We start from the raw sequence: 25,513 nt of genomic DNA, 5'->3' as shown, positions 1-25,513 counted from the left end.
GGTCCTGCGACAAGTGTGACGTGCCGCCCGTACCGGGGTGAAAGCCGGGCCCGGTTCAGCCGGAATGATGTCGTCTTTCCGTTGCGTCCCCGTTACGGCGGTGTCAGGAGGCGCGGCAGAGAGCGAGGACGGCCTCGCCGTACCGGTCGATCTTCACCTTGCCGACGCCCGCGATGGCCAGCAGCTCCTGCTCGGTCGCCGGCGCCCGCTCCGCGATGGCCTGCAGCGTGACGTCGGTGAAGATGACGTACGGCGGGACCTTGGTCTCCTTGGCAGTGGCCGTGCGCCATGCCTTGAGGCGCTCGAGCAGGGCCTCGTCATAGTCGGCGGGGCAGGTGGCGCAGCGGCCGAGCTTCTGCTCGGTCGCGGCGGTCAGCGTCTTGGCGCACACCCGGCAGTTGACCGGCGCGGCCACCTGACGGCGCTCGGCGCGGGCGGACTGCGCCACGCGCGGCGCGGCGGGGGCGCGGCCGGTGAGGCCGTCGAGGAAGCGGGACGGCCGGCGGCTCTTCCTGCCCCCCGGCGCCCTGGCCGCCGCCCACGAGATCGACAGGTGCTCCCTGGCGCGGGTGATGCCGACGTAGAGGAGACGGCGTTCTTCCTCGATCTGCTCGGGGCTCTCGGCGTAGATGATCGGCAGCATGCCGTCGGTGACGCCGACGAGGAAGACGGCGTCCCACTCCAGGCCCTTGGCGGCGTGGAGCGAGGCGAGGGTGACGCCCTCGACGGGCGGCGCGTGCTGCTCGGAGGCGCGGCGTTCGAGCTCGGTGACGAACGCCGGCAGGTCGGCGCCCTCGGCCGCCATGTCCTCGGCGAGGTCGGCCAGCGCCTTGAGCGACTCCCACTTCTCCCTGGCCTTGCCGCCGCCGGGCGGCGAGGGGGTCAGGCCGATGCCGCCCAGGATGTGGTGGACCTCGGAGGCCAGCGGCTCGCCCGCGGCGGAGCGGGCCGCGCCGCGCAGCAGCACGACGGCCTGGCGGACCTCGGGACGCTCGAAGAAGCGCTCGGCGCCGCGCAGCACGTAGGGGATCTCGGCCTTGGCCAGCGCCTCCTCGTACGCCTCCGACTGCGAGTTGACCCGGAACAGCACGGCGATCTCGCGCGACGGCACGCCCTTGTCGATGAGCTTCCTGATCGACCTGGCGACGTCGGCGGCCTCGGCCGGCTCGTCGTCGTATTCCTTGAAGGCCGGCTTGGGACCGTCGGGGCGCTGCGCGACCAGCTCCAAGCGGTGGGGCGACTTGCCCTTGGCGATGACGAGGTTGGCGAGGTCGACGACCTGCGGGGTGGAGCGGTAGTCGCGGACGAGCTTGATGACGGCCGCGCCGGGGTGGTCGACGGAGAAGTTCGTCAGGTAGCGGGGGCTGGCGCCGGTGAAGGAGTAGATCGTCTGGTTGGGGTCGCCGACCACGCACAGGTCGTCGCGCCCGCCGAGCCAGGTGTCGAGCAGCAGCTTCTGCAGCGGGTTGACGTCTTGGTACTCGTCGACCACGAAGTAGCGGTATTGCTGGCGGATCTGCGCCGCGACCTCCTGGTGCTCGGTCATCACGGCGGCGGTGAGCTCGAGGATGGTCTCGAAGTCGACCAGGTGGCGCTCGCGCCTGATCTGCTCGTACGCGTCGTAGACGTCGGCCAGCTCGGCCGGCGCGATCGGCGGGGTGCGGTGGTATTTCGCCGCTGCCGCGACGTAGTCCTCAGGGCCGATCTGGGTGACCTTGGCCCACTCGACCTCGGAGGCGATGTCGCGCAGCTCGGCGCGCTCGACGTTCCTGCGCAGCCGGCGGCACGCCTCGCCGAGCACCGGCAGCTTCGACTCGATGACCGACGGCGCCGCGCCGCCGATGACGCGCGGCCAGAAGTAGGTGAGCTGGCGCAGGGCCGCCGCGTGGAACGTGCGGGCCTGCACGCCGGGCGCGCCGAGCGCGCGCAGCCGCTGGCGCAGCTCGCCGGCCGCCCGAGTGGTGAATGTCACAGCGAGTACGCTCTGCGCGTCGATGACGCCGCTGCGGACCGCGTACGCGATGCGGTGGGTGATCGCCCTGGTCTTGCCCGTCCCCGCACCTGCGAGCACGCACACCGGGCCGCGCACCGCCTCGGCGACGGCACGCTGCTCGGGGTCGAGCCCGATCAGTACGTCATCCGCGTTGTTCACCCCTGAATCCTCCCAGCCGCTGGCGGTGCCAGACTTTATTCTGGCAACATGCGCCCCGGCGTATGTTCATCGTCACCGAGATGCAAAAGGATGGTCTCTTCCCCCACAATGGGGCCGACCATGTGCATGGGGGAAAGGAAGGCCGTGCGAACTGCGGTTTGCGTGAGCGCCCTCGCGCTCGCTGCCGTTGTGCTCACACCTGTCGCCGCGAGCGCCTCTGGCGATCCCACCCCGGTGCCGACGGTGCACAACCCCATCGACGCACAGGGCCTCGGCGGGTTATCGGTCGAGACCGTCCGCTACGGCTCGCACCAGCGCCAGAGCATGGACGTGTGGTGGACGCCCGACGGCCAGCAGCGGCCCGGCGTCTTCCTCATCCACGGCGGCTGGTGGTCCAGCGGCGACAAGAAGTACATGAAGGAGATCGTCCGGGGCTACGCCGAGCTGGGCTACACGGTCTTCAACCTCAACTACCGGCTGTCCAGTGACGCGGCGTGGCCGGCGCAGCGCAGCGACGCGCTGGCGGCCATCGCGCTCGCGCGCAAGCACGCCGACAAGTGGGCGTTCGACCCGAAGAATTACGTGCTGGTCGGGTTCTCCGCGGGTGGGCACATCGCGGCGGCGGTCGGCACGTACGGTGACGGCATCAACGGGCTCAAGGGCGTGGTCGGGCTGTCGCCGATCATCTCGCCGCTGCGCGCGTACTCCGACGGGGCGAAGTCGCCCGACCCGAACAAGCGCAGGCTGCGTACGGCGGCCATCAAGCTCGCCGGCGGCTGCGCGCCCAAGGGCAAGTGCTCGCGGGTCTGGGCCAGCATGGAGGTGGCCTGGCACGCCAGCCGCAAGGACGCGCCGATGCTGACCGTGCACTCGAAGGACGAGTTCGTGCCGCCGGTGCAGAGCCAGCTGCTCAAGCAGATGCTCGGCCAGGTGGGCGTGCCGGTGACGGTGCTGACGGCGCCGGGCACCAACCACAGCTCGCCGCTCTATCGGGAGCCGGGCGTGGCGGAGCGGGTGCAGGCGTGGATCGCGGAGCGCATCGGGTAGGAATCCGGGATTATGCGGACGTCGCGGGTTGTTGCACGGATCGCTTGATTTCCTGACCTTGGAGGGATTCCTCAGATGGCGCTCACGGTCTACAGCACTACGTGGTGCGGCCCCTGCAAGCGGCTCAAGGCCCAGCTCACCCGCGAGGGCATCGCTTTCAAGGACGTCGACATCGAACGCGACCAGGCGGCCGCGGAGTTCGTGGAGAGCGTCAACAACGGCAACCAGGTGGTGCCGACCGTGGTCATCGAGACCCCCAAGGGGCGCGTCGTGCGGACGAACCCCTCGGCCATGGAGGTCAAGGCCCTGCTCGGAGCGGCCTGACGGTCACCAGTCGCCGATCAGCTCGCCGCCGTACCAGGTCTCGATCAGGCGGCGGGCGATCGACACGGGCGGCGGCAGGCGCAGCTCGCCGGAGTCGAGGGCGCGGAGCAGCTCTGTCCTCGAATACCAGTGCGCCTCGGCGATCTCGTCGGCGTCGGGGGTGAGCGTGGTCGTGGTGGCCTCGGCGAAGAAGCCGAGCATGAGGCTGCGCGGGAACGGCCAGGGCTGGCTGCCGAGATAGCGCGGGTTGGCGACGGTGATGCCGACCTCTTCCGCCACCTCGCGGATGACCGCCGCCTCCAGCGACTCCCCCGGCTCGACGAACCCGGCGAGGATCGACAGCCGCCCCTCGGGCCACTGCGGGCCGCGGGCCAGCAGGCAGCGGTCGTCGGGGTCGCGGATCAGCATGATGACGGCGGGATCGACCCGCGGGAAGTGCTGGCTGCCGTCGCTCGGGCAGACCCTGATGTGGCCGCCCGCCTGCATGGTCGTGCGGGTGCCGCAGCGGGGGCAGAACTCGTGGGTGGAGTGCCAGGCCTCCAGCGCCACGGCGTGCACGAGCAGGCCCGCGTCGCGGTCGCCGAGCAGCCCGCCGGCCTGGCGCAGCCCGGCCGCGACGGGACGGCCCTCCGGCGTGTCGCGCAGCCCCATCGGGGTGGTGAGCCGGCCGTTGACGTCGCCGGCGGGCAGCCCCGGCAGGGGCGCGGCCACCGCGAAGTAGGCGGCGCCGTCGTCGACGCCCAGGAGGTAGCGCGGCCCAGGCGGCGCCTCGGCCGGCGTGAACAGCACCGCGTGCACCTCGTCACCCGTGCGCCGCACCAGCGTGTGGCCGTTGTCGATGACCAGCACCCTCGTCGCAGGGTCGGACCATGCCCGCTCCAGCCACCCGTCGTCGGCGCGCAGCACCGATGATCTGTCGGTGGTCCCCCGAGCGAGGAGCAGTGGTCCGATGAGCTTGTCTTCCGCGGTCTGCACTGGCCGCCCCCTCCCGATTTCCCCTGTCATCCTATGACCTCGCAGTTAGCCGGTGATTACGGAATCAGCACCCCGTGGTGATCTCTCCCGAGCTAAGATCGACGAGTTAGGTTAGCCTTACCTGATTCTTCGGGGGTGCCTTCGCGTTGCGGCTCTACCTGACCGCGCTCAAACCGACCGACTCCGTGACGGACGGCTTCCTGCCCGCGGCGCGGGCGCTCGGCTGCTCGGTGACGATCCTCACCGACCGCCCCGAGCGGCATCCGGACGCGGTGCGCTGCGACGTACGCGACCCCCGGGCCCTCATCGACGCGATCGAGCACCTCGGCAGGCCCGACGCCGTCTTCTCCAACTCCGACCACCTGCAGACCGAGACCGCGCTCGCCGCCGCCTACTTCGGGCTGCCCGGCAAGGACTGGCGGGCGTGCGCGGCGGCCAAGAACAAGTTCCTGATGCGGCGGGCGCTCGCGGCGGCCGGGATCGAGGAGGTCTTCTCGCTTCGGCTGGGGCCCGGTGACCCGGTGCCCGAGCGGGTGCCGTACCCGGTGGTGGTGAAGCCGCGTGAGGGGGTGGCCAGCGAGGACGTCATGCTCGTGACGGACGATCTCGCCGCCGCCGTGGCCGGCGTCAGGAGACGGCGGCCGGGTGAGGCGCTGGTGGTGGAGGAGTACCTCGAAGGGCCCGTGCGCACGCTGGAGACGCTCGGCGACGAGGGCGGGCCGCGGGTGCTCGGCGGGTTCGAGACGACGCTGGGGGCGCTGCCGTACTTCGTGGAAGAGCGGCTCGACTGGGCGGCGCCGGACGGCTCCCACGCGCACGTGCTGGCCGCGCTGCGGGCGCTGGGCGTGGGGTTCGGGGCGTGCCACACCGAGTACGTGCTCACCCCCTCAGGACCGCGGATCATCGAGGTGAACTACCGGGTGATCGGCGACCACTGCGACTTCCTGCTCGCCGACGTGCTCGGGGTACCGCTGTTCGAGTGGATCCTGCGGGTGCACCTCGGCGAGCGCGTACCTGGCGTCCCGACCACCTCGGCGCACGCGAGCGCGGTCAGCGTCGTCGCCGACCGGCCTGGCGTGATCAAGCAGGCGCCCGGCCACGAGTCCGTGACCGACGGCGGCGTACGCCTCTGGCACCGGCCGCTGCGCTCGGTCGGCGACGTCGTCACCCTCACCCGCACCAACCGCGACTACCTGGGCGTCGTACGGGCCGTCGGGCCCTCCAGGGAGGCGGTGGACGCGGCCGTCGCCGGGTTCCGCGCGGCCCGCCCGTGGGTGGTGGAATGAGCTCCAGGGAGGCGTACCTGGCCGCGCGGGTGCTCAACGCCCTGCTGCGCGAGGACTACGGCGGGCTCGCCGCCCGCGTCACCAGGACCAGGGACGGCGTCGGGCTGACGCTGGCCGACGGGCGGTGGGTGCGGCTGCGGCCCGGGCTGCTGTTCCAGGACTTCGAGGTGGCGCAGGACGAGTCACTGGGCCTTGAGCAGGTGCTGGAGACGCTGGCGGAGGTCGCCGATCCGGCCGACGCGGGCGGGGTGGCGGCGTTCTTCGAGGAGTGCCTGGCGGCGCTGGGCGCGCTGGAGCTGCACGACGAGGTCGCCCATGAGGTGCTGCGGTCGGGGCCGTCCTACGAGACGCTGGCCGCGTTCCTCGACCATCCGGTCTATCCGACGTCGCGGGCGCGGGTGGGACTGTCGGAGGCGGAGCTGCGGGCTTACGCGCCGGAGTTCGGGCCCTCGTTCGAGCTGCGGTGGGCGGTGGTGCCGCGCGAACTGCTCGCGCCCGGCTCAGCCGAGCTGCCCGCTGAGGTGGCGCCTTTTGAGGGCGAGGTGCTGTTTCCCGTGCACCCGCTGGCGGTGCCCGAAGTGCGGCGGATCGACTGGGTACGGGTGCTGGACGCGGCGGCCGTCACCGTACGTCCCACCTTGTCCATGCGGACGGTCGAGGTCTCCCCCCGCCTGCACCTCAAGCTGCCCATCCCCGTCAGCACCCTCGGCCTCAGGAACCGCCGCTCGCTCAAGCCCGGCACGCTCGCCGACGGCGCCAGGGCGGAGCTGCTGCTGCGCGAGCTGGCCGGGCCGGACGTCGTCCTGGCCGACGAGCAGACCTACGCCGAGACCGGGGACGAGCACCTGGCCTGGATGGTCAGGCGGTTGCCCGAGGGGAAGATCGTGCCGGTGGCGGCGCTCAACGCGCCGGGCGTGCTCGCCGAGCTGGGCGACGTGCTGCCCGCCTACCTGCGGCTGCTGCTGCGCTGGAACGTCCGGCTGTTCGTGCGGCACGGCGTCGCCCTGGAGGCGCACCAGCAGAACCTCGCCCTGCTCTTCGCCCCCGACGGCCGGATGCGGCTGCTGGTCAAGGACAACGACGGCCTGCTCGCCTCGCCGTCCCGGCTGCGGGCGAGCGGCGTCGAGGTGCCGGGCTTCGCCGACGAGCGCCTGCTGAACGACGACCCCCACGCGCTCGCCGACGTGTTCGTCACGATCACGCTGCACCTGGCCGCCGCGTCGGTGGCCTTCGGCGCACTGCCGCACGCCGAGGCGGCGGCGCTGCTGCGCGACACGCTGGCCGAGGCGCTCGACGAGTACGGCGACGACCCCATGGCCAGGCTGCTGCGCGCGCGGACGCTCGACGCGGCCAGGCTGACCGGCAAGTCCATGGTCACCGCGGGGACGCTCGTGGCCAAGGAGCGGTCGGGCGCGCGCGACATCAACAAGTTCTACGGCACCAGCGGGCCCAACTACCTGAGGAGAGCTTGAATGCACGGACCGGCCATCGAGGCGCCCTGCGGCCCGGCCGAGGAGGCGACGCTGGCGGCCCTGCTGCGCTGCTGCGTGCGGGAGGTGGCCGGGCCGCGCGGGCTGGTGTGGCCGGCGCCGCCGCACGTGCTGCTGCGGGTGGCGGGGGTGCTGCTGCGGGCCCGTACGCACGGGGGCGCGGCGCTGCGCTTCGACGGCCCGCCCGAGCGGCTGGAGTCCGGCGCCTGGCGGCCGCTGTCGAGCGACGAGCTGGTGACGTTGGTGGAGACCGAGCTCGGGGGCAGGAACGCCGAGTTCGCCGGGCAGGTGGCGGCCAGCAGGGCCGCGATGGAGGCGATCCTGCGGGCCAGGGTCGAGGCGGTGCCGCCGGCCGACCCGTGGCTGGCCTCGGAGCAGGCCCTGGTGTACGGGCACCCGTTCCACCCCAGCCCCAAGGCGCGCGGCGGCGACGGCTGGCTGCGCTACGCGCCGGAGGCGCACGCCGAGTTCCCCGTCAGGCTCCTCGGGGTGCGCGATGACGTGCTGGACGAGGGCGGCGACCCCTCGGTGCTGGACGCGCTGGGCGAGGCGCCGCCCGGCTATCGGGTGCTGCCCGCGCATCCGTGGCAGCTCGACCTGCTGCGTCCCGCGCTCGGCGGCGAGCTGATCGACCTCGGTCCCGGTCCCGTGGTGGCGCCCACGTCGTCGGTGCGCACGGTGTACGCACCCGCGCACGAGGTCTGCCTGAAGTTCTCCCTGGACGTCAGGATCACCAACTGCGTGCGCAAGAACGCCTGGTACGAGCTGGCCGGCGCGGTCGAGCTCACCAGGCGGCTCGCGCCGATCTTCGACGCGGTGTCGGTGCGGCACCCGGGCACCCGCTGGCTGCCCGAGCCCGGCTACCGTTCCGCCGCGCTCGGCACCCGGTGGCGCGAGGGCCTCGGCGTGATCGTGCGGCACAGCCCGTGGGCGGCCTGCTCCCCCGGCGTGACCCCGGTGCCGGCCGCCGCCCTGGCGCTCGACAAGCAGCCGCCCGATCCCCTGGGCTGGTGGCGCGCGTACGTGGGGGTGGTCGCGCCGCCCGTACTCGACCTGTACTTCACGCACGGCGTGGTGCTGGAGCCCCACCTGCAGAACGTGCTGGTCGGCCTGGACGCGGACGGCCTGCCCGTCGAGGCCGTCTTCCGCGACATGGAGGGCGCCAAGCTCGTCGAGGGCCGCCACGACCTGGCCGGGCTGCACCCCGAGGTGGCCCGCGGGCTCACCCACGACGCCGAGCGCGGCTGGGCGCGCGTGGTCTACTGCCTGCTCGTCAACCACCTGACCGAGATCGCCGCGACGGTCGCCGGGCCCGACGACGCCCTGCTGCGCGCGTTGTGGCGGGAGGCCCGCGACCTGTTCGACCGGCAGGCGGACGCGCTGGGCCGGCCGCTCGGGCTGTCGGACCTGCTCGCGGGCGCGCCGCTGCCGGCCAAGGCGAACCTGGGCGTGCGCTGGGCCAGGGCCGCCGACAGGACGGCCGGGTACGTGCCGATCGCGAACCCGCTCGCATGATCGCCCCACGCGTCCAGGAGGCCGCCGTACGCCTCCCTCAGCTCCCCGCCTACGTTTATGACCTGCCGGCCCTGGACGCGCACGTCGCGGCCGTACGGCGGGCTCTGGGGGCCACTGAGCTGTACTACGCCGTCAAGGCCAACCCCGACGCCGGGCTGCTGCGGGTGCTGGCCGGCCACGTGGACGGGTTCGAGGTGTCGTCGGCCGGTGAGCACGCGCACGTCACCGGCCTGTTCCCCGGCATGCCGGTGGCGCTGGGCGGGCCCGGCAAGACCGACGCCGAGCTGCGGCTGCCGCACCACCGCCTGCACGTCGAGTCGCCGTACGAGCTGCGCCGCCTGCTGGACACGGGGCTGGAGGCCGACGTGCTGCTCAGGCTCAATCCCGGGCTGCCGGTCGAGGGGGCGGCGCTGACGATGAGCGGGCCGTTCGGGATGGACGCGGCGGGCGTGGCCGAGTGCCTGCCGCTGTTCACCGACCGCGTACGACTGCGCGGCCTGCACGCCCACCTGGCCAGCGGCCTCTCCGCGCCGCAGCTGCTCGGGCTGGCGCAGGCGCTGCTGGGCGACGGGGCGTACGAGGAGGTCAATCTCGGGGGCGGGATGGCGGTGTCGTACGCCTCGCCCGGCGAGCGGTTCGACTGGGCGGCGTACGGCGCCGGCCTGGACGCGCTGCGCCGGGGGCGGCTGCTGCGGGTCGAGCCGGGGCGGGCGCTGACCGCGTACTGCGGCTCTTACGTGACCAGGGTGGTGGACGTGAAGCGGGTGCACGGGCAGGCGTACGCGGTGGTGCTGGGCGGCACCCACCATTTGCGGACGCCGGTCACGAAGGGGCACGACCAGCCGTTCGCGGTGCTGCCGACGGGCGCGGGGCCGGGGGTTTCGGATGAGCCGGTGACGATCGTCGGCCAGCTCTGCACCCCGAAAGACGTTTTCGCCCGAAATATCGGGACTTCAGTGCGGGTGGGAGACACCGTGGTCTTCGCCATGGCGGGCGCCTACGCCTGGAACATCTCCCACCACGACTTCCTCATGCACCCGAAGCCCGCCTTCCACCATCTGACGTCCTGACCTTCTCGATGAGCGCGACCAGGCCGTCGGCGTCGAGCAGGTCGATCGGGCGTACGGTGCGGTTGTCGCGGACGTAGTGGAAGGCCGCGCCCACCTCATCCAGCGGCACCTGCGCGAGGTGCGCCCAGGCCAGCCGGTACGCCGCGAGCTGCACCGACGCCGCCCGCTGCGCCTTCTTGCCCCGGGGCGGCGCGCCGGTCTTCCAGTCGACGACCTCGTAGCCGCCCCCTGGCCGCTCGAAGACGGCGTCCATGCGCCCGCGCACCAGCCGGTCGGAGATCATCATCTCGAACGGGATCTCCAGGTCGATCGGCCGCCGGTCGGCCCACTCGCTCTCCTCGAAGCGCTCCTGCAGCTCCGCGAGGCGCACGTCGGCCTCCTCCGGCTCCTCGTCGAAGAGCTCGAAGTCGTCGATCAGCCGCTGCTGGTCCCACCGGGTCTCCAGCCACTTGTGGAACGAGGTGCCCCGCCTGGCCAGCGGCGCCGGCTTGACCGGCACGGGGCGGCGGATCCTGCGGGCCAGCTCGCGCGGGTCCGCGGCCAGCGTGACCAGCGACGACACGGTCAGTTTCGCCGGCAGCTCGACCGTGGTCGCCGGGCGGCGGCGGTGCAGCTCGCGCTCGCGCAGCAGCAGGTCGGTGTCGCGTTCCCAGGCGCGCAGCCGCTCCTCCTCGTACGGCTTGAGCGCCTCGCCCTCCTCGTCGGCGAGCGTGCCCGCCAGGGCGTCCTCCACCAGGTGGGCGCCGTCGAGCACCGACTCGTAGCGCAGGCCCTCGGGCGTGACCGGCCAGGTGGCCTCGGCCGGCTCGGCGAGCAGCGGGTTGCCCGCGCCCTCGGCCGGCGCGTCGGCCCAGACCGCGACCCGGTCGGCGGTGTCGCGGATCTCCAGCAGGAAGTCGGACGGCTCCAGCGGCTTGGTGGCGGTGCCCCAGCGGTAGCCGGAGGCGATGAGGTGGTAGTGGGCGCGGGTCACCGCGACATAGGCGAGCCTGCGCTCCTCCATCAGGTCGCGCTCGCGGCAGTGCTCGTCGAACGCGGCCAGCTCCTCCTTGCTCAGCCCGCCCAGCCTGGGCAGGTCGGCCGCGTCGCCGCGCAGCGGGTAGGGCAGCTTGCGCGGATTTTCCGTCCAGCGGCTGTTCATCACCGGGGTGGCCGGGAAGATGCTGCCGGTCGCGATCGTCCCCTTCGAGCTGACCAGCTGCGACAGGCCAGGCACCACCACGACCGGCCACTCCAGCCCCTTGGACGCGTGGACGGTCATCAGCTTGACGCTGTTGCTCTCACCGACCCGGCCCGCCTCGAGACCGAACTCCTCGCTCTCCGCCGCCTGCAGATAGGCGAGGAACGCCCCCAGCGTCGGGTCCTCCGCGTCGCCCGCGAACCTGGAGGCCGCGTCGATGAACGCGTCGAGGTCGGCCCGTGCCGCGAACGCTCCGGCCGTGCCGCTGCGCGCCGCCACCTCGATGTCGAGCCCCAGCCTGCGCTCGACCTCCGTGATGAGGTCGGGCAGCGGCTGCGCGGTGTGCGCCCGCAGCTGGCGCAGCTCCTGCGCGAGCGCGACGAGCCTGGTGCGGGCCAGCGGCGAGAACGGCTCAAGCCACTCCTCGCGATCGGGCAGCTCGTCGAGCGCGTCGACCAGGCTGCCCCGCTCTTCCGCGAGGTCGGCCACCACCTGGTCGAGCGGGTCGCCGGCACGCCCGCTCTCGCTCAGCTCGCGGGCCAGCGTGCGCGCGTGCTCGCCGAGCACCCGCAGGTCGGCGGGGCCGATGCGCCAGCGGGGGCCGGCCAGCAGCCGGGCCAGGGCGTCGCCGGCGGTGGCGTCGTACAGGACGCGCAGGGTGGCGACGATGTCGCTCACCTCGGGCACGGTCAGCAGGCCGCCGAGACCCACCACCTCGACCGGGATGTCGCGCTCCTCCAGCGCCCTGCGCAGCGCGGGGAACTGCGAGCGCTTGCGCGCGAGGATCGCGACGTCCTGCGGCTGGATCTGCAGCGTCTTCTTGCGCTCCTTCTCGCCCCACGGCAGGCCGTCGGGCGCCACCTCCTGGCCGAGCAGTTTCGCGATGCCGTCGGCGATCCACTTCGCCTCGTCCTCGGCCGTCTCGTGGAAGGCGCACGTGACCCGGCCCCGCTCGACCCGGTTGGGCCCCGGCACCAGCACCGGCACCTCGCGGGCCTCCATGCGCAACGGCAGCTGCACGCGGGCGGCGACGTCGAGCACCCGGTCGCCGTTGCGGAAGCTCACGCTGAGCCGGCGCAGCTGCGCCTGGTCGCCCGTCGCGGTACGGAAGTCGCGGGGGAAGCGGCGCAGGTTGCCCGACGACGCGCCACGCCAGCCGTAGATCGACTGGCACGGGTCGCCCACGGCCGTCACCGGATGGCCGCCGCCGTAGAGCGAGCGCAGCAGCACGAGCTGGGCGTGGCTGGTGTCCTGGTATTCGTCGAGCAGCACCACCGCGTAGCGGGAGCGCTCGATCTCGCCGACCTCCTTGTGCCGGGAGGCGATCCTGGCCGCCAGCGACATCTGGTCGCCGTAGTCGATCACCTCGCGGGCGCGTTTGAGCCGCTCGTACGCCTCCACCAGCGGCAGCAGCTGCTCCCTCGCCGCCTGGACGCCGACCGGCCTGCGCTGCGCCTGCGTCGTGCGGCCGGGCAGCGCGGCCAGCCGCTCGTCCAGCCACCGCCCCACCTCGCGGACCTCACCGGGCGTGCGCAGATGCTCCGACAGCTCGCCGGCCAGCTCGAGCAGGGCCGCCGTGACCGAGGGCGGGCCCAGCTCGATCTTGTCCATCGGCCCGTCGTACATCGCCACCACCCGCGAGGCGAGCTGCCACGACACGGCCGGGGTGACCAGGCGCATCGTCGGCTCGAGACCTTCGCGCAGCGCGTGGTCGGTGACCAGGCGGGCGGCATAGGCGTGGTAGGTGGAGACCGTCGGCTCGTTGTCGAGCGCGCCCGGCTCGACCAGCCCGGCCTCGGCCAGGCCGTTGAGCCGCTCTCTGACGCGGGTGGCCAGCTCGGCGGCGGCCTTGCGGGTGAACGTCAGGCCCAGCACGTGTTCGGGCTTGACCAGGCCGTTGGCGACCAGCCAGACCACCCGGCCGGCCATGGTCTCGCTCTTGCCCGAGCCCGCGCCCGCCATCACCACCATGGGCTCGAGCGGCGCCTCGATGACCTCCGCCTGCTCGGGCGTGGGCGGCAGGATGCCGAGCTTGCCGGCGAGTTCGGCCGGGGTCAGCACACCTGCCCCCCGCCGTCGTTGACCGGGCAGCTCGCCCTGGCCGCGCACGTGCGGCAGCCGTCGTTGACCTTCGCCTGGAAGAACGGGCCCGACATGCCGATCGCGACCGTGTCGACGAGGTCTTTGGCCCAGCCAGGGTCCTTGTCGTCGGACAGCGGCTGCTGCTTCTGCTCGACCGCGTCGTGCTTGCCCGCCGCCTTGCCGACCTGCACCAGCGCCGCGCCGCCCGGCTCGGTCATGCCGTGCCTGGCGAACGCGCCGAGCAGCGCCGCGAGCTGGTAGACGCCGAGCTGCGGATGGCGGTCGATGTCGCCGGCCTTGGGCTTGGAGCCGCCGGTCTTGAGGTCGATGATCACCGCGCGGTTGTCGGAGTCGCGCTCGACGCGGTCGACCCTGCCCTTGATCTGCACGCCCTCCGACACCATCGCCGTGAACGCCTCCTCCAGGGCCACCAGCTCGCGCGGGTTCTCCTTGTGCCAGCGCAGGAACTTGCCGATCATCTGCTCGGCGACCTGGCGCTGCTTGCGGTTGTACCAGACGCCGCCGAAGTCGAGCTCGTTCCAGATCTGGTCGAGCCGGTCGCCCAGCAGGTCTTCGCTGGGCAGGTCGGTCGCCGCTAGCACCGCGAGTGCGTGGATGACGTTGCCGAGACCCTGGGCCGTGCTGGTGCCGGCCGCGCCCACCGCGGTCTCCAGCAGCCAGCGCAGGCCGCACTTGGTGAAGCTCTCCACCGCCGACGGCGAGATGCTGACGACGTCGCCGGGCCAGCTCAGGGGGCGGTCGTCCGAGATGGGAGTCAGCGCGTACCAGTCGTTGGGGTGGGCGCCCTGCACGCCCGCCGCGGCCAGCCTGGCGAGCTGCTGGGCGGCCTTGCGGCGCATCGTGCGGGGCTTGGTCGGGTCGGTGACCGCGCTGCGCAGGTCGGCCACCAGGGCCTGCATGTTGAGCCAGCGTGAGCGGTCGTCCATCGTGGCCGGCTCGACCCCGCCCGGCATCAGCTCCGTCAGGAACCTGGACGGCCGCTCGTCGGTGTCCTCGCCGCCCACCGCCGTGACCACCAGCCTGCGCCTCGCCCTGGTGACGGCGACGTAGAACAGCCTGCGCTCCTCCGCCAGCAGCTTCGAGGCCAGCGAGGCGGCGTTGGGCTCGGCCCCCTCGACCACCTCCACGAGGTCCTCCACGCCCAGCATGGAGCCGCGCAGCCGCAGGTCGGGCCAGACGCCCTCCTGGACACCCGCCACCACCACGACGTCCCACTCCAGGCCCTTGGAGCGGTGGGCGGTCAGCACGCGTACGGCGTCGCCGTCGGGCGCCCGGTCGGCCAGCGTGTCGCCCGGGATCTCCTGGGCCGCGAGGTCGTCGATGAACACCTCGGGCCCCGCCATCGGCATGCGGTCGACGAACCTCGCCGCGTGGTCGAACAGCGCCACCGCCGCGTCGAGGTCACGGTCGGCCTGCGCCCCCCTCGGGCCGCCGCCGAGGCTCAGCTCGCTCCACCGCTCGGCCAGGCCGCTGCCGTGCCAGATCGTCCACAGCAGGTCTTCGGCGGTGCCGCCCTGCGCGGCCGCCTCGCGGGCCGCCGCCAGCAGCTTCGCGACGCGTTCGGCGGGCAGCGCGACGTGCGGCTCCAGGCGGGTCAGCTCGCGCACGTCCTTGACGGCGGCCACCAGCAGCTCACCGGACGACCGCGCCGTGAGCGGCCCTTGGGGCCCCTCCCCCTCTTCGGGGTCGTCCCCCTCTTCCGGCTCCGCCGGGTCGCTCGTGAGGGCGGTCACCGCCTCGTTCTCGGCGATCTTGAGTGCGCGGCGCAGGCGGCGTACGCCGATCATGTCGGTGCCGCCGAGCGGGCCCGTCAGCAGCTCCTCCGCCACCGCCTCGTCGAGCTGGGACGGATCGAGCGCCACCCGCAGCATCGTGAGCAGCGGCCGCACGCCCGGCTCCTGCGCGATCGGCACCTCGTCGCCGGCGATCATGGTCGGCACGCCGGCGTTGACCAGCGCCCGCCGCAGCAGCGGCACCTGCCGCCTGGCCGAGCGGACCAGCACGGCCATGCGGTGCCACGGCACGCCGTCGATGAGGTGGGCGCGGCGCAGCGTGTCGGCCACGATCGCGGCCTCCTGGCTGGTGCTGTCGGCCAGCAGCACGCGCACGTCGCCCGGGTCGGCGTCGGGCAGCGCCACCAGGTCGCGGTGCCCGTGGCGCTGGTCGTGCTCGGGTGCGGGCGCGACCGGCAGCTTGGCCGCCACCCGCCTGGACGCCTCCAGCAGCTCGGCGCCGCTCCTGCGGCACACCCGCAGCGCCACCACCGGCGCCTCGCGGCCGTCGAGCGTCTTGAAGCGCTCGGGGAACTTCATGATGCCCTGGACGTCGGCGCCCCTGAACCCGTAGATCGACTGGTCGGGGTCGCCGACCACCACGAGGTCGCGGCCGTCGCCCGCCAGGTGGGCGAGCAGCTGCTCCTGGGCCGGGTCGGTGTCCTGGTATTCGTCCACGAAGACCGCGTCGTGGGCGGCCCGCTCACGCTCGCGCACCTCGGGCCGGTCGAGCAGCGCGCAGGCGGCGCCGATGAGCTCGGCGTAGTCGTAGGTCTCCTCGGGGGCGAGGTCGAAGCGGTCCTGATAGCGCTCGGCGAACCGGCCGGCCGCCACCCAGTCGGAGCGCCCGTGCAGCCGGCCGAGCGCGACGAGGTGCTCGGGGTCGAGGCCGCGTTCGTACGCGCGCGAGAGGAAGTCGCGCAGCTCCTCGGCGAAGCCCCGGGTCTTGAGCGCCTCGCGCAGCGAGGCGGGCCAGCCCGGCGCGCCCTGCTCCAGCTCGCCGTGGAGCAGCCGGCGGATCTCCAGCAGCTGCTCGGGGCCGGTGAGCAGGCGCGGCGGCTCCTTGCCCGCCAGCACGGACTCGCGGCGCAGCAGCGCGTAGGCGTAGGAGTGGAAGGTCAGGGCGAGCGGGGTGCGGGTGGTGCGGCGCAGCCGGCCGGTGACGCGCCTGCGCAGCTCTTCCGCGGCCTTGCGGCTGAAGGTGAGGATGAGCACCCGCTCGGGGTCGAGGCCGCGCCGCTCGATGCGGTCGACCACGCTCTCGACGATGGTGGTGGTCTTGCCGGTGCCAGGACCTGCGAGAACGAGCAGCGGCCCGCCCTCGTGGCCGACCACGGCACGCTGGTGCTCATCGAGCACAGGAGGCACATCGGGCCCCCCGCTGCCGCGCCGCACCAACCGCCAGGTCTGAGCACTCACAGCACTAGATTCCACCAGACCACAGGGGTAGATCGTGCCGACTTGCCCGGTCTCCCTCAGCGATCCGCCTACGGTATCGAGGCAAATACCGGTTTTTCTCGTGACACGCCGGACGCCGTGTTCGCCGTCGGCGTCAACGCCCCGCGCAAGAAGACGGCCCGGGGCCTGAGCCCCGGGCCGGTTGCGGTCACGTCACGAGAAGAGGTGGTCGACCACGCGGGCCGTGGCCTTGCCGTCGTCGCGCGGGGCGAACGTGGCGCGGAAGGCGTCGTAGCGGTCGGCGTTGGCGGCGGCGACCGCGTCGATCGACCGCAGGGCCTCCACGACGTCGGCCGACGTCGACAGCACCGGCCCCGGCGCCTGCTCGGGCAGGTCGATGTAGAGGCCGCGCTTGTTGCCGTACTTGGCCCGGTCATAGGCGTACAGGACGATCGGCTTGCCGGTGGCGGCGAAGTCGAACATGACCGAGGAGTAGTCGGTCACCAGCACGTCGGCCACCAGCAGCAGATCCGCGATATCCGGATATGTCGTGACGTCGCGGGCGATGTCGGGGACGGCGGGCATGGCCTGCATCGGGTGGGCGCGTACGAGGATCTCGTGGTCGGCGCCCAGCGCCTCGCGGGCCTTGGCGAGGTCGAGCTTGACCATCGCGTTCTTGCGGTCGTAGTCGCGGTAGGTCGGCGCGTACAGCACCACCCGCTTGCCCTCGGCCAGCCCGAGCCGCGCCCGCACCGCCGCCGCGCGCTCCTCGCGGTCGGGCGAGTTGAGCACGTCGTTGCGCGGCAAGCCGCTCTCGAGGACCTCGCCCTTGTAGCCGAACGCCTTGCGCAGCACCTGGGTGGCCCAGGGCGACTGCGAGAGCAGCAGGTCCCAGCCGCGCACCTCGGCCGCCTGGCGGTGCCAGATCGGCGGCCTCGGGTCGCGCTTCATGTGGGCCTGGTCGCCGCCGATGTGCTTGGCGGGCGTGCCGTGCCAGGTCTGGACGACGACCTGGTCCTCGCGGGCGCGGAACCAGGCGGGCAGGAACGCGTTGGTGATGATGTGGCGCGACCTCGCCAGCGCCTCGTGGTGCTCGCGGCTGCCGGCCCGGATGACCTTGGCGGGGCCGGGCGGCACGAAGGCGCCGTCCTTGACGATCCAGACGTGCTCGCGGTCGTCGCCCCTGCGCAGCCGCTCCTCGTAGATGGCGCGCACGCTGTCGGCGTAGAGGCGGCCGTCGTTGACGACGTAGACAGTGCTCTCGCGCAGCGGCTGGGTGCGCTGGGCGGGGTAGAAGACGCGGCGCAGCACGTGGGTGCCGGCGACGCCGCGCTCTTCCGCCGGTCTGTCCTCCTCGACGGTGATCACCGGCACGTCGAAGCGGGTGGAGATCATCCGGTAGACGTGGCCGCCGAGCGTGCGCGGCTCCTCGTCGAGGCCGGGCAGCGCGGCGTGGTCCATGCGCAGCGGGACGATCTCGCCGGACGGGTGGCGCAGCGACATGTTCCAGGTGCCGGAAGAAAGCGGCACGGCCTCGCCGAACCTGTCCATCGTGCCGGGTGCGACGCGTACGGAGAAGTCGGCGCCGGAGCGCTCCATCGGCAGCAGATAGGACAGCCCCGACCGGTGGCGCAGGGTCAGCGTGCGGGGACCCTCGGCGTCGGGGTAGTGGCCGCGCAGGACGAGCGCGGGGCCGTCCCAGACCGCCGAGGTGATGACCGGGCGGATGCGGTGGGCGGAGACCACGACGCGGTCGCGGCGGTCGCCCAGCACGGTGATCTCGCGGTCGCCCACGGGCGTGCGGACCTCGGCCGCGTCGGCCAGCATGACGGGGGCCGCGGGGTCGCCCTTGGGCTCGACCCACAGGCGCCGGCCATCCTTCTCCTGCGTCAGCGCGGGCACCGCGAGGCCGACCACGACCTGCGTGCCGTCGCCCGACGGCGTGAAGTCGGCGGCGATGCGGTGGCCGCCGAGCCTGGCGTGGCCCTTGGTGACCTGGCGGCCGGGCAGGAAGATCTTCAGCTCGAGCCGCTCGCCGTCGAGCCGCACGCCGGTCAGCTCGGCCCGGTTGGGCTGGAGCACGACCTGCAGCGCGCGGTCGGACGTCCAGACGGGACGCACCCACCAGCCCGGCTTGAGCTTGAGCCCGGCGGGCCGCTCGGGCCGGCCGATGGAAGAGCCGCGCAGCAGGCCGGTGGCCCGCGCGCCACGGCTCCAGAACACGATCTCGGCCCGCCACGTGGTGGCGTCGGGCACGCCGGGACGGTGGCGCATGCGCCGCCGCACCCCATGGACCATGCCGCGCACGGCTCCGCGCCAGCGCAGCGGCCAGGGGCTCAGCTCGGCGGTGAAGCCGGACCAGTCGTAGTTGCAGCCCGGCTCGCGCGCGCCGTGGGTGGCCTCGGGGGCGAGGACCCTGCGGGTGCGCATGCGGATGGGCGGCAGCCAGCGCGGGCCGCGCAGCACCACGGTCGCCCAGTTGAACCTGCGGCTGCGCACCGACAGGCCGGCCAGATAGGCGAAGCCGCTGACCCGCAGCTTGCCGTCGACCCAGACGATGTCGTCGATGTGGGTGACCGGCACCAGATCGGCGCGGCGCAGGCGGTAGAGGTCGGGGGGCAGCTCGTCGCGGAAGGGCAGGTCGGCGTACCAGCGCAGGCCCTTGCGGATGCGCTTGGACGGCTCGGCCGCCGCGGTGACCACCTTGAGCAGCGTCTCGCCCTCGACGAGCTCGTCGTCCGAGCGGGTCTCGATGAGGTGGACGATGACGCGGCGCGCCACCGGGAGGTCGCGTTTGACCTGCGCGTCGACGCCCGCGAGGTAGGGGCGTACGAGGTCGAGCATCTCGCGCCGCCGCGCCGCGCCGCGCTTGACCGCGAGGTCGATGCGTCCCCCGAGGGGACCGCTCAGCACCTCGCTGTCGAACGCCGCGTCGCGACCGCCTGGGCCGACCGCTTGCATGACCGCTTCGAGAGGCTCGCCACGATCGCAGAGATCCTGGACAGCCTTCAGGCGGTCGGCGAGCGAATCGCCGCCCTGGCTTCGGGCTGTGACGCCGGTGGCCATAGGGGAGGCACCGCCTTTCGGGCCGCCATCACTGTTCAGCCCATGGTAATGGGAGTCACATGTCACGAAATCGCCTGTTCGACGAAAGTGCAGGTCAGGTGGGTTACTGAAAATCGGCTGAACGCCCGTCCCAGCGGGCCAGGCGCATGTCCACGCGTTCGCCGCGCAGCGGGGTGCCTTCGTCGCGCCAGTGGGCCAGGCAGCGTTGCACGTGGTCAGGGGCCGCGCCGGAGCCGTCGGCGTGTACGACGCGCCACCACGGGACGCCGCCGCCCCAGGTGGACATGACCTTGCCGACCTGGCGTGGACCGCCTTCGCCGAGGTATTCGGCGATGTCGCCGTAGGACATGACCTTGCCGGGCGGGATGCGCTCGACGAGGTCGAGCACCCGCTCGGCGAACGGGTTCACGGGCTCCACGCCGCCGGGCCCGCGTCGATGATCTCTTCGAACGTGCCGATCTCGACGGCGCTGTCGCCGGTGGCGACCTCGATCACGCCGTCGCGCAGGCCGTAGACCTCGCCGTCCTCGCCCACGAGCCGGGCGCCGAGCGCGGTGGACAGGCGCAGGAGCTGGGCCACCTGCCAGTCGGAGCCGGGCTCGCCGACGACCTCGCCCTGCCAGCGGGCCACGGTGTGTTTGGCGCCCGCGTGGCCTGCCACGATCTCGTCGGACCCGTGCAGCTCGAAACCGGCCGGCGCGATGGCCTTCGCCAGCTCGGCGAAGGCGAGTGGCGACTCACGCACCACTCGCAGCTCGTATCCCATGACGGGGGACCATAGCGGATCTTCTCCCGACTCGGAAACCTGTTCACGAACTCGCCGTTATGCCTGCTCCTTGCGTTGATTGAGGACGACGATCGCGCCGCAGAACATCACCAGCGCCACGAGAACGCCGCCCCCGTACAACCACAGCCTGACCGGGTCGGGCCCCGGCCTGGTCGGGACGGGCGAGTCGGCGCCCTGGCCGAAGTGCTGCATGCCGGGCGTGACGCTGCGCTTGGCGCCGACGAGCCGCTCGGCGGCGTTGAGCGCGGCGGCGGCGTCGACCACGCCGAAGCCGGTCTCGTCGTCGTAGCCGGCCGCGGGCCGTCCCCTGGCGCTGGCCGCGAGGGCCTGCGCCACCTGCTCGGGCGCCAGGGCCGGATAACGCGCCTTGATCAGCGCGGCCACGCCGGCCACGAGCGCGGCGGCCGAGCTGGTGCCCTCGGACAGCTCGTAGCCGCTGCCGCGCTTGACGACGGGCACGCCCACGCCGGGCGCGGACACCAGCACCGACAGGTTGTCGCTGCTGAACGTGGCCCGCTTGCCCTGCTTGTCGGTGGCGGCCACGCCGATGACGCCCGGGTAGCCGGCCGGGAAGCTCCAGTAGGAAGTGCCCTTCTCCTTGGCGTACACGGTCTGGCCGTCGTTGCCGACGGCGGCGACCAGGACGACGCCCTTGCTCAGCGCGTACGAGACGGCCTCGCGCTCTGACCTGAGCGGGCCGTACGAGCCGATGGACATGCTGACGACCTGGGCCCCGTGGTCGGCGGCGTAGCGCAGGGCGCGGGCCAGCGGGCTCTGCGCGCTGGGCCTGCTCTGCTGGTCCTCGAGAGGCGGGACGGCGACGCCCGGCTCGTCGTCGATGACCATGGGCAGCGACAGGATGCGCGCGGACGGCGCGACCCCGATGAAGCCGTCGCCCTTGCCCGAGCCGGCGATCAGGGCGGCCATGGCGGTGCCGTGCCGGCCCGGCGGCAGATCACGCTGGACCGAGCCCGAGGTCATGTCGGGGCCTGACGTGACGCGGCCCTTCAGCTCTTTGACGCCGGTGTCCACGGCGCTGTCCACGACGGCGACCGTGACGCCCTCGCCCTTGGTGACCGTCCACGCCTGCTTGACGTTGAGCGCGTCGAGCACCCATGCCTGCTGTTCCCTGACCGGGTCGGCGGCCGGAGCCGAGAAGGCGAGCACGGCGGCGGTCAGCGCGCGTACGACGGTCAGCACACGTTCCCCTGAGTGCAGGGCGGCACCGTGGGCGGGTCCGCGAGGAAGTAGGCGATCTGGTTGCCGATGGACTTGGCGGCCGGCCACAGCTCGCTGTGCAGGATCTCCTCCGGCGGGATCGCGGCCCTGGTACGCCCGTCGGCGTAGCCGCCCGTCGAGAACACGATGTACGGGCCCGCGCCGACCCAGCTCGTCCGCTGGCGCTGGTCGGGCCCGAAGCGCTCGGTCACGGTGCCGGGGAAGGCGACCGGCAGCACGCCGACGCGGTCGTCCTGGGTGAGCTCCTCGCCGGCCGACACGCGCGACTCCTCGTCCTTGAGCACGGCCACGCCGACCGTGAAGACGAAGGTGGCGGTCTGGTCGATGTACGTGGCCCGCAGCAGCGTCACGCAGCCGTGGTTCTGCAGCACGCCGGCCACGGAGGCGTCGACCCCCTTGCCGCACTCGGTCTCGGGTGCGATGCCGACGCGCCTGGCGTACTGCTGGGCGCGGTCGAGCCCGAGGTAGCGCACCTCTTCGGGGAAGACGCCCGTTGCGGGCCACGCCTGCCAGCGGCGGGCGATCTCCTCCTGCTGGTAGCGGCTCTGCTCGGCGGACGTCAGCGGGCGCGAGCGCGTCTCGGTGAACAGCCCGACGGTGCCGAGCAGGACGACGAGCGCCGAGACGGCGATGATGGCGCCGAGCAGCACCACGAAGGCGCGGCGATAGCGGACGCCCTGCTGGAGCTCGGCCTCTTCCGCGCGTTGCCTGGCCGCCGTGCGCTTGCGTGAGTCCGCCGCCGGCCACGAGCGCACGCGCGAGCGGCGGCCGGTTGTGGCGCCGAGCGGGTTCCTCCGCCCCTGTGTGGCGTCCCCCTCGGCGCGCGGTAGCCCTGTGGTCGACCTACGTGCCTTCACCACCGCCTCGTTCCCGCATTCGCGTCGATGTCTATTTCGTCCCCCTTGAGGGGCGGATCATGCGTCTTGCGACATGTGCGCCCGTCGTACGCGTCTGACCAGGATAAAGATGACGGCCAGTGAGGCCAGCGCACCGAGGGCGGCGCCCGCGGCGATGGCCGCGTACACCGTGACGCGGCGCTCGTCCCTGGCGACCACGTCGATGGGGCCCGCGCTGCCGCCGGCCAGCGGTCTCTCCGGGTCGTGCGCCTGGTCGCCGGCCGCGACCTCCGTGTGCTCCGCCAGCCTGGACGCCTCCTTCAGGGCCTCGGCGGCGTTGACGAGGCCGAAGCCGGTGGCGGTGTCGTAGCCGCCGGGCGGCAGGTCCTTGGCGCCCACGGCGAGCGCGCGCGCCACGAGCGGCGGCGACATCTTCGGATACTTCGCCTTGATCAGGGCTGCGACGCCCGACACCAGCGCGGTCGCCTGCGAGGTGCCCCTGCCGACCCAGTACTCGTCGCCGGGGCCCGCGCCCATGATGTCCACGCCGGGCGCGGCCACCAGCACCGAGGAGTTCCAGTTGGAGAACGCCGCCCGCCGCATCCGCCGGTCGGTCGCCCCCACCGAGACGACGCCGGGGAACGCCGCCGGATAGGAGTAAGGAGCGAAGTCGCCGTCCTTCTTCCTGTCGCCGTCGTTGCCCGCGGCGGCGACCAGCACGACCCCCTTGCCGATCGCATAGCGCACGGCCGCCCGCTCCTCGCGGGTCGCCAGCTCCTTGGAGATCGACAGGTTGATCACGTCAGCCCCCTCGTCCACCGCGTAGCGGATGCCCCTGGCCACCACGTTCTCGAAACGCTCGGCCGAGTTGAACGTCAGGAAACCCGGCTCCTCGTCCTCCAGGATGACCCTTACTGACAGTACGTCCGCTTCGGGCGCCACGCCGATGATCCCCCGTTTTCCGTCCGGCCCGTGGCCGTGCCCGGCGATCAGCGACGCCATGTACGTGCCGTGCAGCCTGCTGGGAGCCGTCCCCGGCGGGTTCGCGCCCGCGGTGAAGTCTTCGCCGACGCGTACCGACCCGGCCAGGTCGCGATGGTGCGGGTCCACGCCCGAGTCGAGCACGGCCACCGTCACCCCCGCGCCCTTGCTGGTGCGCCACGCCTTCGTCAGCGCCAGCGTCTCGATGACGGCCCGCTGCCCGCCGCGTACGTCGTCGGCCCACAGCGGCCCCACCGGCACCAGCAGCACAGCGGCCAGCACAGCGGCCAGCACCCCGGTCGCGCCCTTCCTCAGCACCGCCACTCCCCAGAGGCGCAGTCGGGCATGCCGGGCGTGCTCAGCCGGGTCAGCACCTGCTCGGAGATCTCGGCGGCGAAGGCGAAGATGGACGGCCGCGCCTCGCCGGCCGCCGCCGACGGCCGGCCGTCCACCTGGCCCGACGTGGTCAGCACCAGGTAGGGGCCGGCCTGGCGGACCGAGCCCGCCTCGCGTACGCCGGGGGTGAACCGGTCGGCCAGCGTGGCGTGGAAGGAGACCGGACGCAGCCCCGGAGCGGGCTTGCCGGTGTCGGAGAAGGCGTCCCTGGCGCGTTCGGCGTGGGCCTCGTCGCGCAGCGCCACCACGCCGATCGTGACGAGCACGCCGCGCAGCGCGTCGACGTACGTGGCCCGCAGCACGCCCTTGCAGCCCGCCTGCCGCAGCGCCTTGACCACGGCGGCGTCCACCGCGTCGCGGCCGCAGCCGGTGCGCGGCGAGATGCCGATCCTGGTGGCACGTTCCCGGCCGCCCTGCTCGGCGGAGTAGGGCAGCGTCTCGGGGAAGATGCGGCCCGCCGGCCAGGAGCGCCAGCGCTCGGCCACCTCCCGGTGGGCCGCCGCGCGCAACTCGGCCGCGGTGGGCCCGCGGGTCAGCTCGGTGCCGGCCGCGCTGCCCGCCACCCCGGCGGCCACCGCGCAGATCAGCGTCAGCGCGGAGGCCACCACGAGGATCGGCCATGGACGAGCGGCATTCACGGCATCGACCTTAACCGGGAGGTCCCGGCGGAAACCCCTTAATAGCTGGGCAGGCTCGGGTCGACCGTCTTCACCCAGCTCAGCACGCCGCCGCCCACGTGAACGGCGTCGGAGAAACCGGCGCTCTTGACGACCGCGAGCGCCTCGGCCGAGCGCGCGCCCGACTTGCAGTGGAGCACGATCTTCTTGTCCTGGGGCAGCTTCTCCAAGGCAGAGCCGTTGAGGAACTCGCCCTTCGGGATCAGCGTGGCGCCCGGGATGGAGACGATCTCGTACTCGTTGGGCTCGCGGACGTCGACGACGAAGATGTTCTCGCCGCGGTCCATCATGCCCTTGAGCTCCTGCGCCGTGATCGTCGAGCCGGTGGCCGCCTCGGCGGCCTCGTCGGAGATCGCGCCGCAGAACGCCTCGTAGTCGTCGAGCAGCTGGGTCAGCGTCGGATTCTTGCCGCACAGCACGCACTCGGGGTCCTTGCGGACCTTGACGTCGCGGTACTTCATCTCGAGGGCGTCGTAGATCATCAGCCGGCCGACCAGCGGGTCGCCGATGCCGGTCAGCAGCTTGATGGCCTCGTTGACCTGGATGGAGCCGATCGACGCGCACAGCACGCCGAGCACGCCGCCCTCGGCGCACGACGGCACCATGCCGGGAGGCGGGGGCTCGGGGTAGAGGCAGCGGTAGCAGGGCCCGTGCTCGGCCCAGAAGACGCTCGCCTGACCGTCGAAGCGGTAGATCGAGCCCCACACGTAAGGCTTGCCGAGCAGCACCGCGGCGTCGTTGACCATGTAACGCGTGGCGAAGTTGTCGGTGCCGTCGACGATCAGGTCGTAGCCGGAGAAGATCTCCATCACGTTGTCGACGGACAGCGTCGCGTTGTGGATGACGACGTCGACCAGCGGGTTGATCTCGCGAACGGTCGCGGCGGCGCTCTCGGCCTTCAGCTTGCCCACGTCGGACTGGCCGTGGATGATCTGGCGCTGCAGGTTGGACTCATCGACCACGTCGAAGTCGATGATGCCGAGGGTGCCGACGCCCGCCGCCGCGAGGTACATCAGCGCGGGCGAGCCCAGGCCCCCGGCGCCCACACACAGCACCTTGGCGTTCTTCAGCCGCTTCTGCCCCGCCATGCCCACATCGGGAATGATCAGGTGACGTGAGTAGCGGCGCACTTCGTCGACGGTCAGCTCTTCGGCCGGCTCGACCAGCGGTGGCAACGACACTTTCTACGCTCCCGTTTTAAAGGGGACCCATCTCACTGT

At 72.7% G+C, this 25,513-nt stretch carries 18 protein-coding genes; 6 read left to right on the top strand and 12 right to left on the bottom strand.

The window, feature by feature from the left end; all coding sequences use genetic code 11:
• Positions 1-103: 103 nt before the first annotated feature.
• The gene (locus AB0K12_RS25310; RefSeq protein ID WP_364565893.1) at positions 104-2,152 is read right to left on the bottom strand and encodes an ATP-dependent DNA helicase UvrD2; all 2,049 of its coding nucleotides are present in this window, start codon (positions 2,150-2,152) and stop codon (positions 104-106) included.
• Positions 2,153-2,386: 234 nt separating this feature from the next.
• On the opposite strand from AB0K12_RS25310, the gene AB0K12_RS25305 reads away from it, so the two are divergent.
• Together AB0K12_RS25305 and AB0K12_RS25300 are read left to right on the top strand one after the other, a co-directional pair.
• On the top strand, positions 2,387-3,199 hold the full coding sequence (locus AB0K12_RS25305) for an alpha/beta hydrolase (protein ID WP_364565889.1): 813 nt from the start codon (positions 2,387-2,389) through the stop codon (positions 3,197-3,199).
• A 75-nt stretch (positions 3,200-3,274) separates the two neighbouring features.
• Positions 3,275-3,523: a mycoredoxin gene (locus tag AB0K12_RS25300; RefSeq protein WP_355426373.1), complete on the top strand. Its 249-nt coding sequence runs from the start codon at positions 3,275-3,277 to the stop codon at positions 3,521-3,523.
• Between the two features lie 3 nt (positions 3,524-3,526).
• On the opposite strand, the gene nudC is transcribed toward AB0K12_RS25300, so the two are convergent.
• Positions 3,527-4,498 carry an NAD(+) diphosphatase gene (gene nudC / locus AB0K12_RS25295; RefSeq protein WP_364565886.1) on the bottom strand — a complete coding sequence of 324 codons (972 nt, stop codon included), beginning with the start codon at positions 4,496-4,498 and terminating at the stop codon, positions 3,527-3,529.
• Between the two features lie 146 nt (positions 4,499-4,644).
• Between nudC and AB0K12_RS25290 the strand changes: the two genes are divergently transcribed.
• The 4 genes from AB0K12_RS25290 to AB0K12_RS25275 are packed head-to-tail and all read left to right on the top strand — an operon-like array spanning position 4,645 to position 9,859.
• Entirely contained in the window at positions 4,645-5,784 is a 1,140-nt protein-coding gene (locus tag AB0K12_RS25290) for a siderophore biosynthesis protein (RefSeq protein ID WP_364565883.1), read from the top strand.
• Complete coding sequence (locus tag AB0K12_RS25285) at positions 5,781-7,256, top strand: IucA/IucC family protein (RefSeq protein WP_364565880.1); 1,476 nt, start codon at positions 5,781-5,783, stop codon at positions 7,254-7,256. Before AB0K12_RS25290 ends, AB0K12_RS25285 begins: the two co-directional genes overlap by 4 nt.
• Positions 7,257-8,789 (top strand): IucA/IucC family protein, encoded by a 1,533-nt coding sequence (locus AB0K12_RS25280; protein ID WP_364565878.1) that lies wholly within the window; start codon positions 7,257-7,259, stop codon positions 8,787-8,789. It abuts the gene before it with no gap.
• Complete coding sequence (locus tag AB0K12_RS25275; RefSeq protein WP_364565876.1) at positions 8,786-9,859, top strand: type III PLP-dependent enzyme; 1,074 nt, start codon at positions 8,786-8,788, stop codon at positions 9,857-9,859. Before AB0K12_RS25280 ends, AB0K12_RS25275 begins: the two co-directional genes overlap by 4 nt.
• Here the strand turns inward: AB0K12_RS25275 and AB0K12_RS25270 are convergent.
• The 10 genes from AB0K12_RS25270 to moeZ form a co-directional block, all read right to left on the bottom strand.
• A complete protein-coding gene (locus AB0K12_RS25270; RefSeq protein WP_364565874.1) occupies positions 9,819-13,100 on the bottom strand; it encodes an ATP-dependent DNA helicase in 3,282 nt (1,093 codons plus the stop codon). The two genes, AB0K12_RS25275 and AB0K12_RS25270, sit on opposite strands and share 41 nt — an antisense overlap.
• Entirely contained in the window at positions 13,094-16,273 is a 3,180-nt protein-coding gene (locus AB0K12_RS25265; protein WP_364565871.1) for an ATP-dependent DNA helicase, read from the bottom strand. Before AB0K12_RS25265 ends, AB0K12_RS25270 begins: the two co-directional genes overlap by 7 nt.
• Positions 16,274-16,525: 252 nt before the next feature.
• The gene (locus tag AB0K12_RS25260) at positions 16,526-19,273 is read right to left on the bottom strand and encodes a CDP-glycerol glycerophosphotransferase family protein (RefSeq protein WP_364565869.1); all 2,748 of its coding nucleotides are present in this window, start codon (positions 19,271-19,273) and stop codon (positions 16,526-16,528) included.
• A gap of 208 nt (positions 19,274-19,481) precedes the next feature.
• The gene (locus tag AB0K12_RS25255) at positions 19,482-19,796 is read right to left on the bottom strand and encodes an MGMT family protein (protein ID WP_364565866.1); all 315 of its coding nucleotides are present in this window, start codon (positions 19,794-19,796) and stop codon (positions 19,482-19,484) included.
• Positions 19,784-20,143 (bottom strand): hypothetical protein, encoded by a 360-nt coding sequence (locus AB0K12_RS25250; RefSeq protein WP_355426400.1) that lies wholly within the window; start codon positions 20,141-20,143, stop codon positions 19,784-19,786. Before AB0K12_RS25250 ends, AB0K12_RS25255 begins: the two co-directional genes overlap by 13 nt.
• Before the next feature lie 57 nt (positions 20,144-20,200).
• Positions 20,201-21,364 carry a S8 family serine peptidase gene (locus AB0K12_RS25245; RefSeq protein WP_364565863.1) on the bottom strand — a complete coding sequence of 388 codons (1,164 nt, stop codon included), beginning with the start codon at positions 21,362-21,364 and terminating at the stop codon, positions 20,201-20,203.
• Positions 21,358-22,260, bottom strand: a complete 903-nt coding sequence (locus AB0K12_RS25240; protein WP_355426405.1) for a hypothetical protein — start codon at positions 22,258-22,260, stop codon at positions 21,358-21,360. Before AB0K12_RS25240 ends, AB0K12_RS25245 begins: the two co-directional genes overlap by 7 nt.
• Positions 22,261-22,317: 57 nt before the next feature.
• Positions 22,318-23,538: a S8 family serine peptidase gene (locus tag AB0K12_RS25235; RefSeq protein ID WP_364565859.1), complete on the bottom strand. Its 1,221-nt coding sequence runs from the start codon at positions 23,536-23,538 to the stop codon at positions 22,318-22,320.
• Positions 23,532-24,254: a hypothetical protein gene (locus AB0K12_RS25230; protein WP_364565857.1), complete on the bottom strand. Its 723-nt coding sequence runs from the start codon at positions 24,252-24,254 to the stop codon at positions 23,532-23,534. The genes AB0K12_RS25235 and AB0K12_RS25230 overlap by 7 nt, the downstream gene beginning before the upstream one ends.
• A gap of 38 nt (positions 24,255-24,292) precedes the next feature.
• On the bottom strand, positions 24,293-25,474 hold the full coding sequence (gene moeZ, locus AB0K12_RS25225; protein WP_364565854.1) for an adenylyltransferase/sulfurtransferase MoeZ: 1,182 nt from the start codon (positions 25,472-25,474) through the stop codon (positions 24,293-24,295).
• Between the last annotated feature and the right edge of the window lie 39 nt (positions 25,475-25,513).

Source organism: Nonomuraea sp. NPDC049419, assembly GCF_040676995.1.
Lineage (GTDB): Bacteria > Actinomycetota > Actinomycetes > Streptosporangiales > Streptosporangiaceae > Nonomuraea > Nonomuraea salmonea.
This window is presented reverse-complemented; position numbering and strand designations above follow the sequence as displayed.

Coding starts and splice junctions, on each gene's coding strand:
- AB0K12_RS25250 (WP_355426400.1), bottom strand. CDS start 20,143: ATGGGATACGAGCTGCGAGTGGTGCGTGAGTCGCCACTCGCCTTCGCC.
- AB0K12_RS25280 (WP_364565878.1), top strand. CDS start 7,257: ATGCACGGACCGGCCATCGAGGCGCCCTGCGGCCCGGCCGAGGAGGCG.
- AB0K12_RS25300 (WP_355426373.1), top strand. CDS start 3,275: ATGGCGCTCACGGTCTACAGCACTACGTGGTGCGGCCCCTGCAAGCGG.
- AB0K12_RS25260 (WP_364565869.1), bottom strand. CDS start 19,273: ATGCAAGCGGTCGGCCCAGGCGGTCGCGACGCGGCGTTCGACAGCGAG.
- AB0K12_RS25275 (WP_364565876.1), top strand. CDS start 8,786: ATGATCGCCCCACGCGTCCAGGAGGCCGCCGTACGCCTCCCTCAGCTC.
- AB0K12_RS25285 (WP_364565880.1), top strand. CDS start 5,781: ATGAGCTCCAGGGAGGCGTACCTGGCCGCGCGGGTGCTCAACGCCCTG.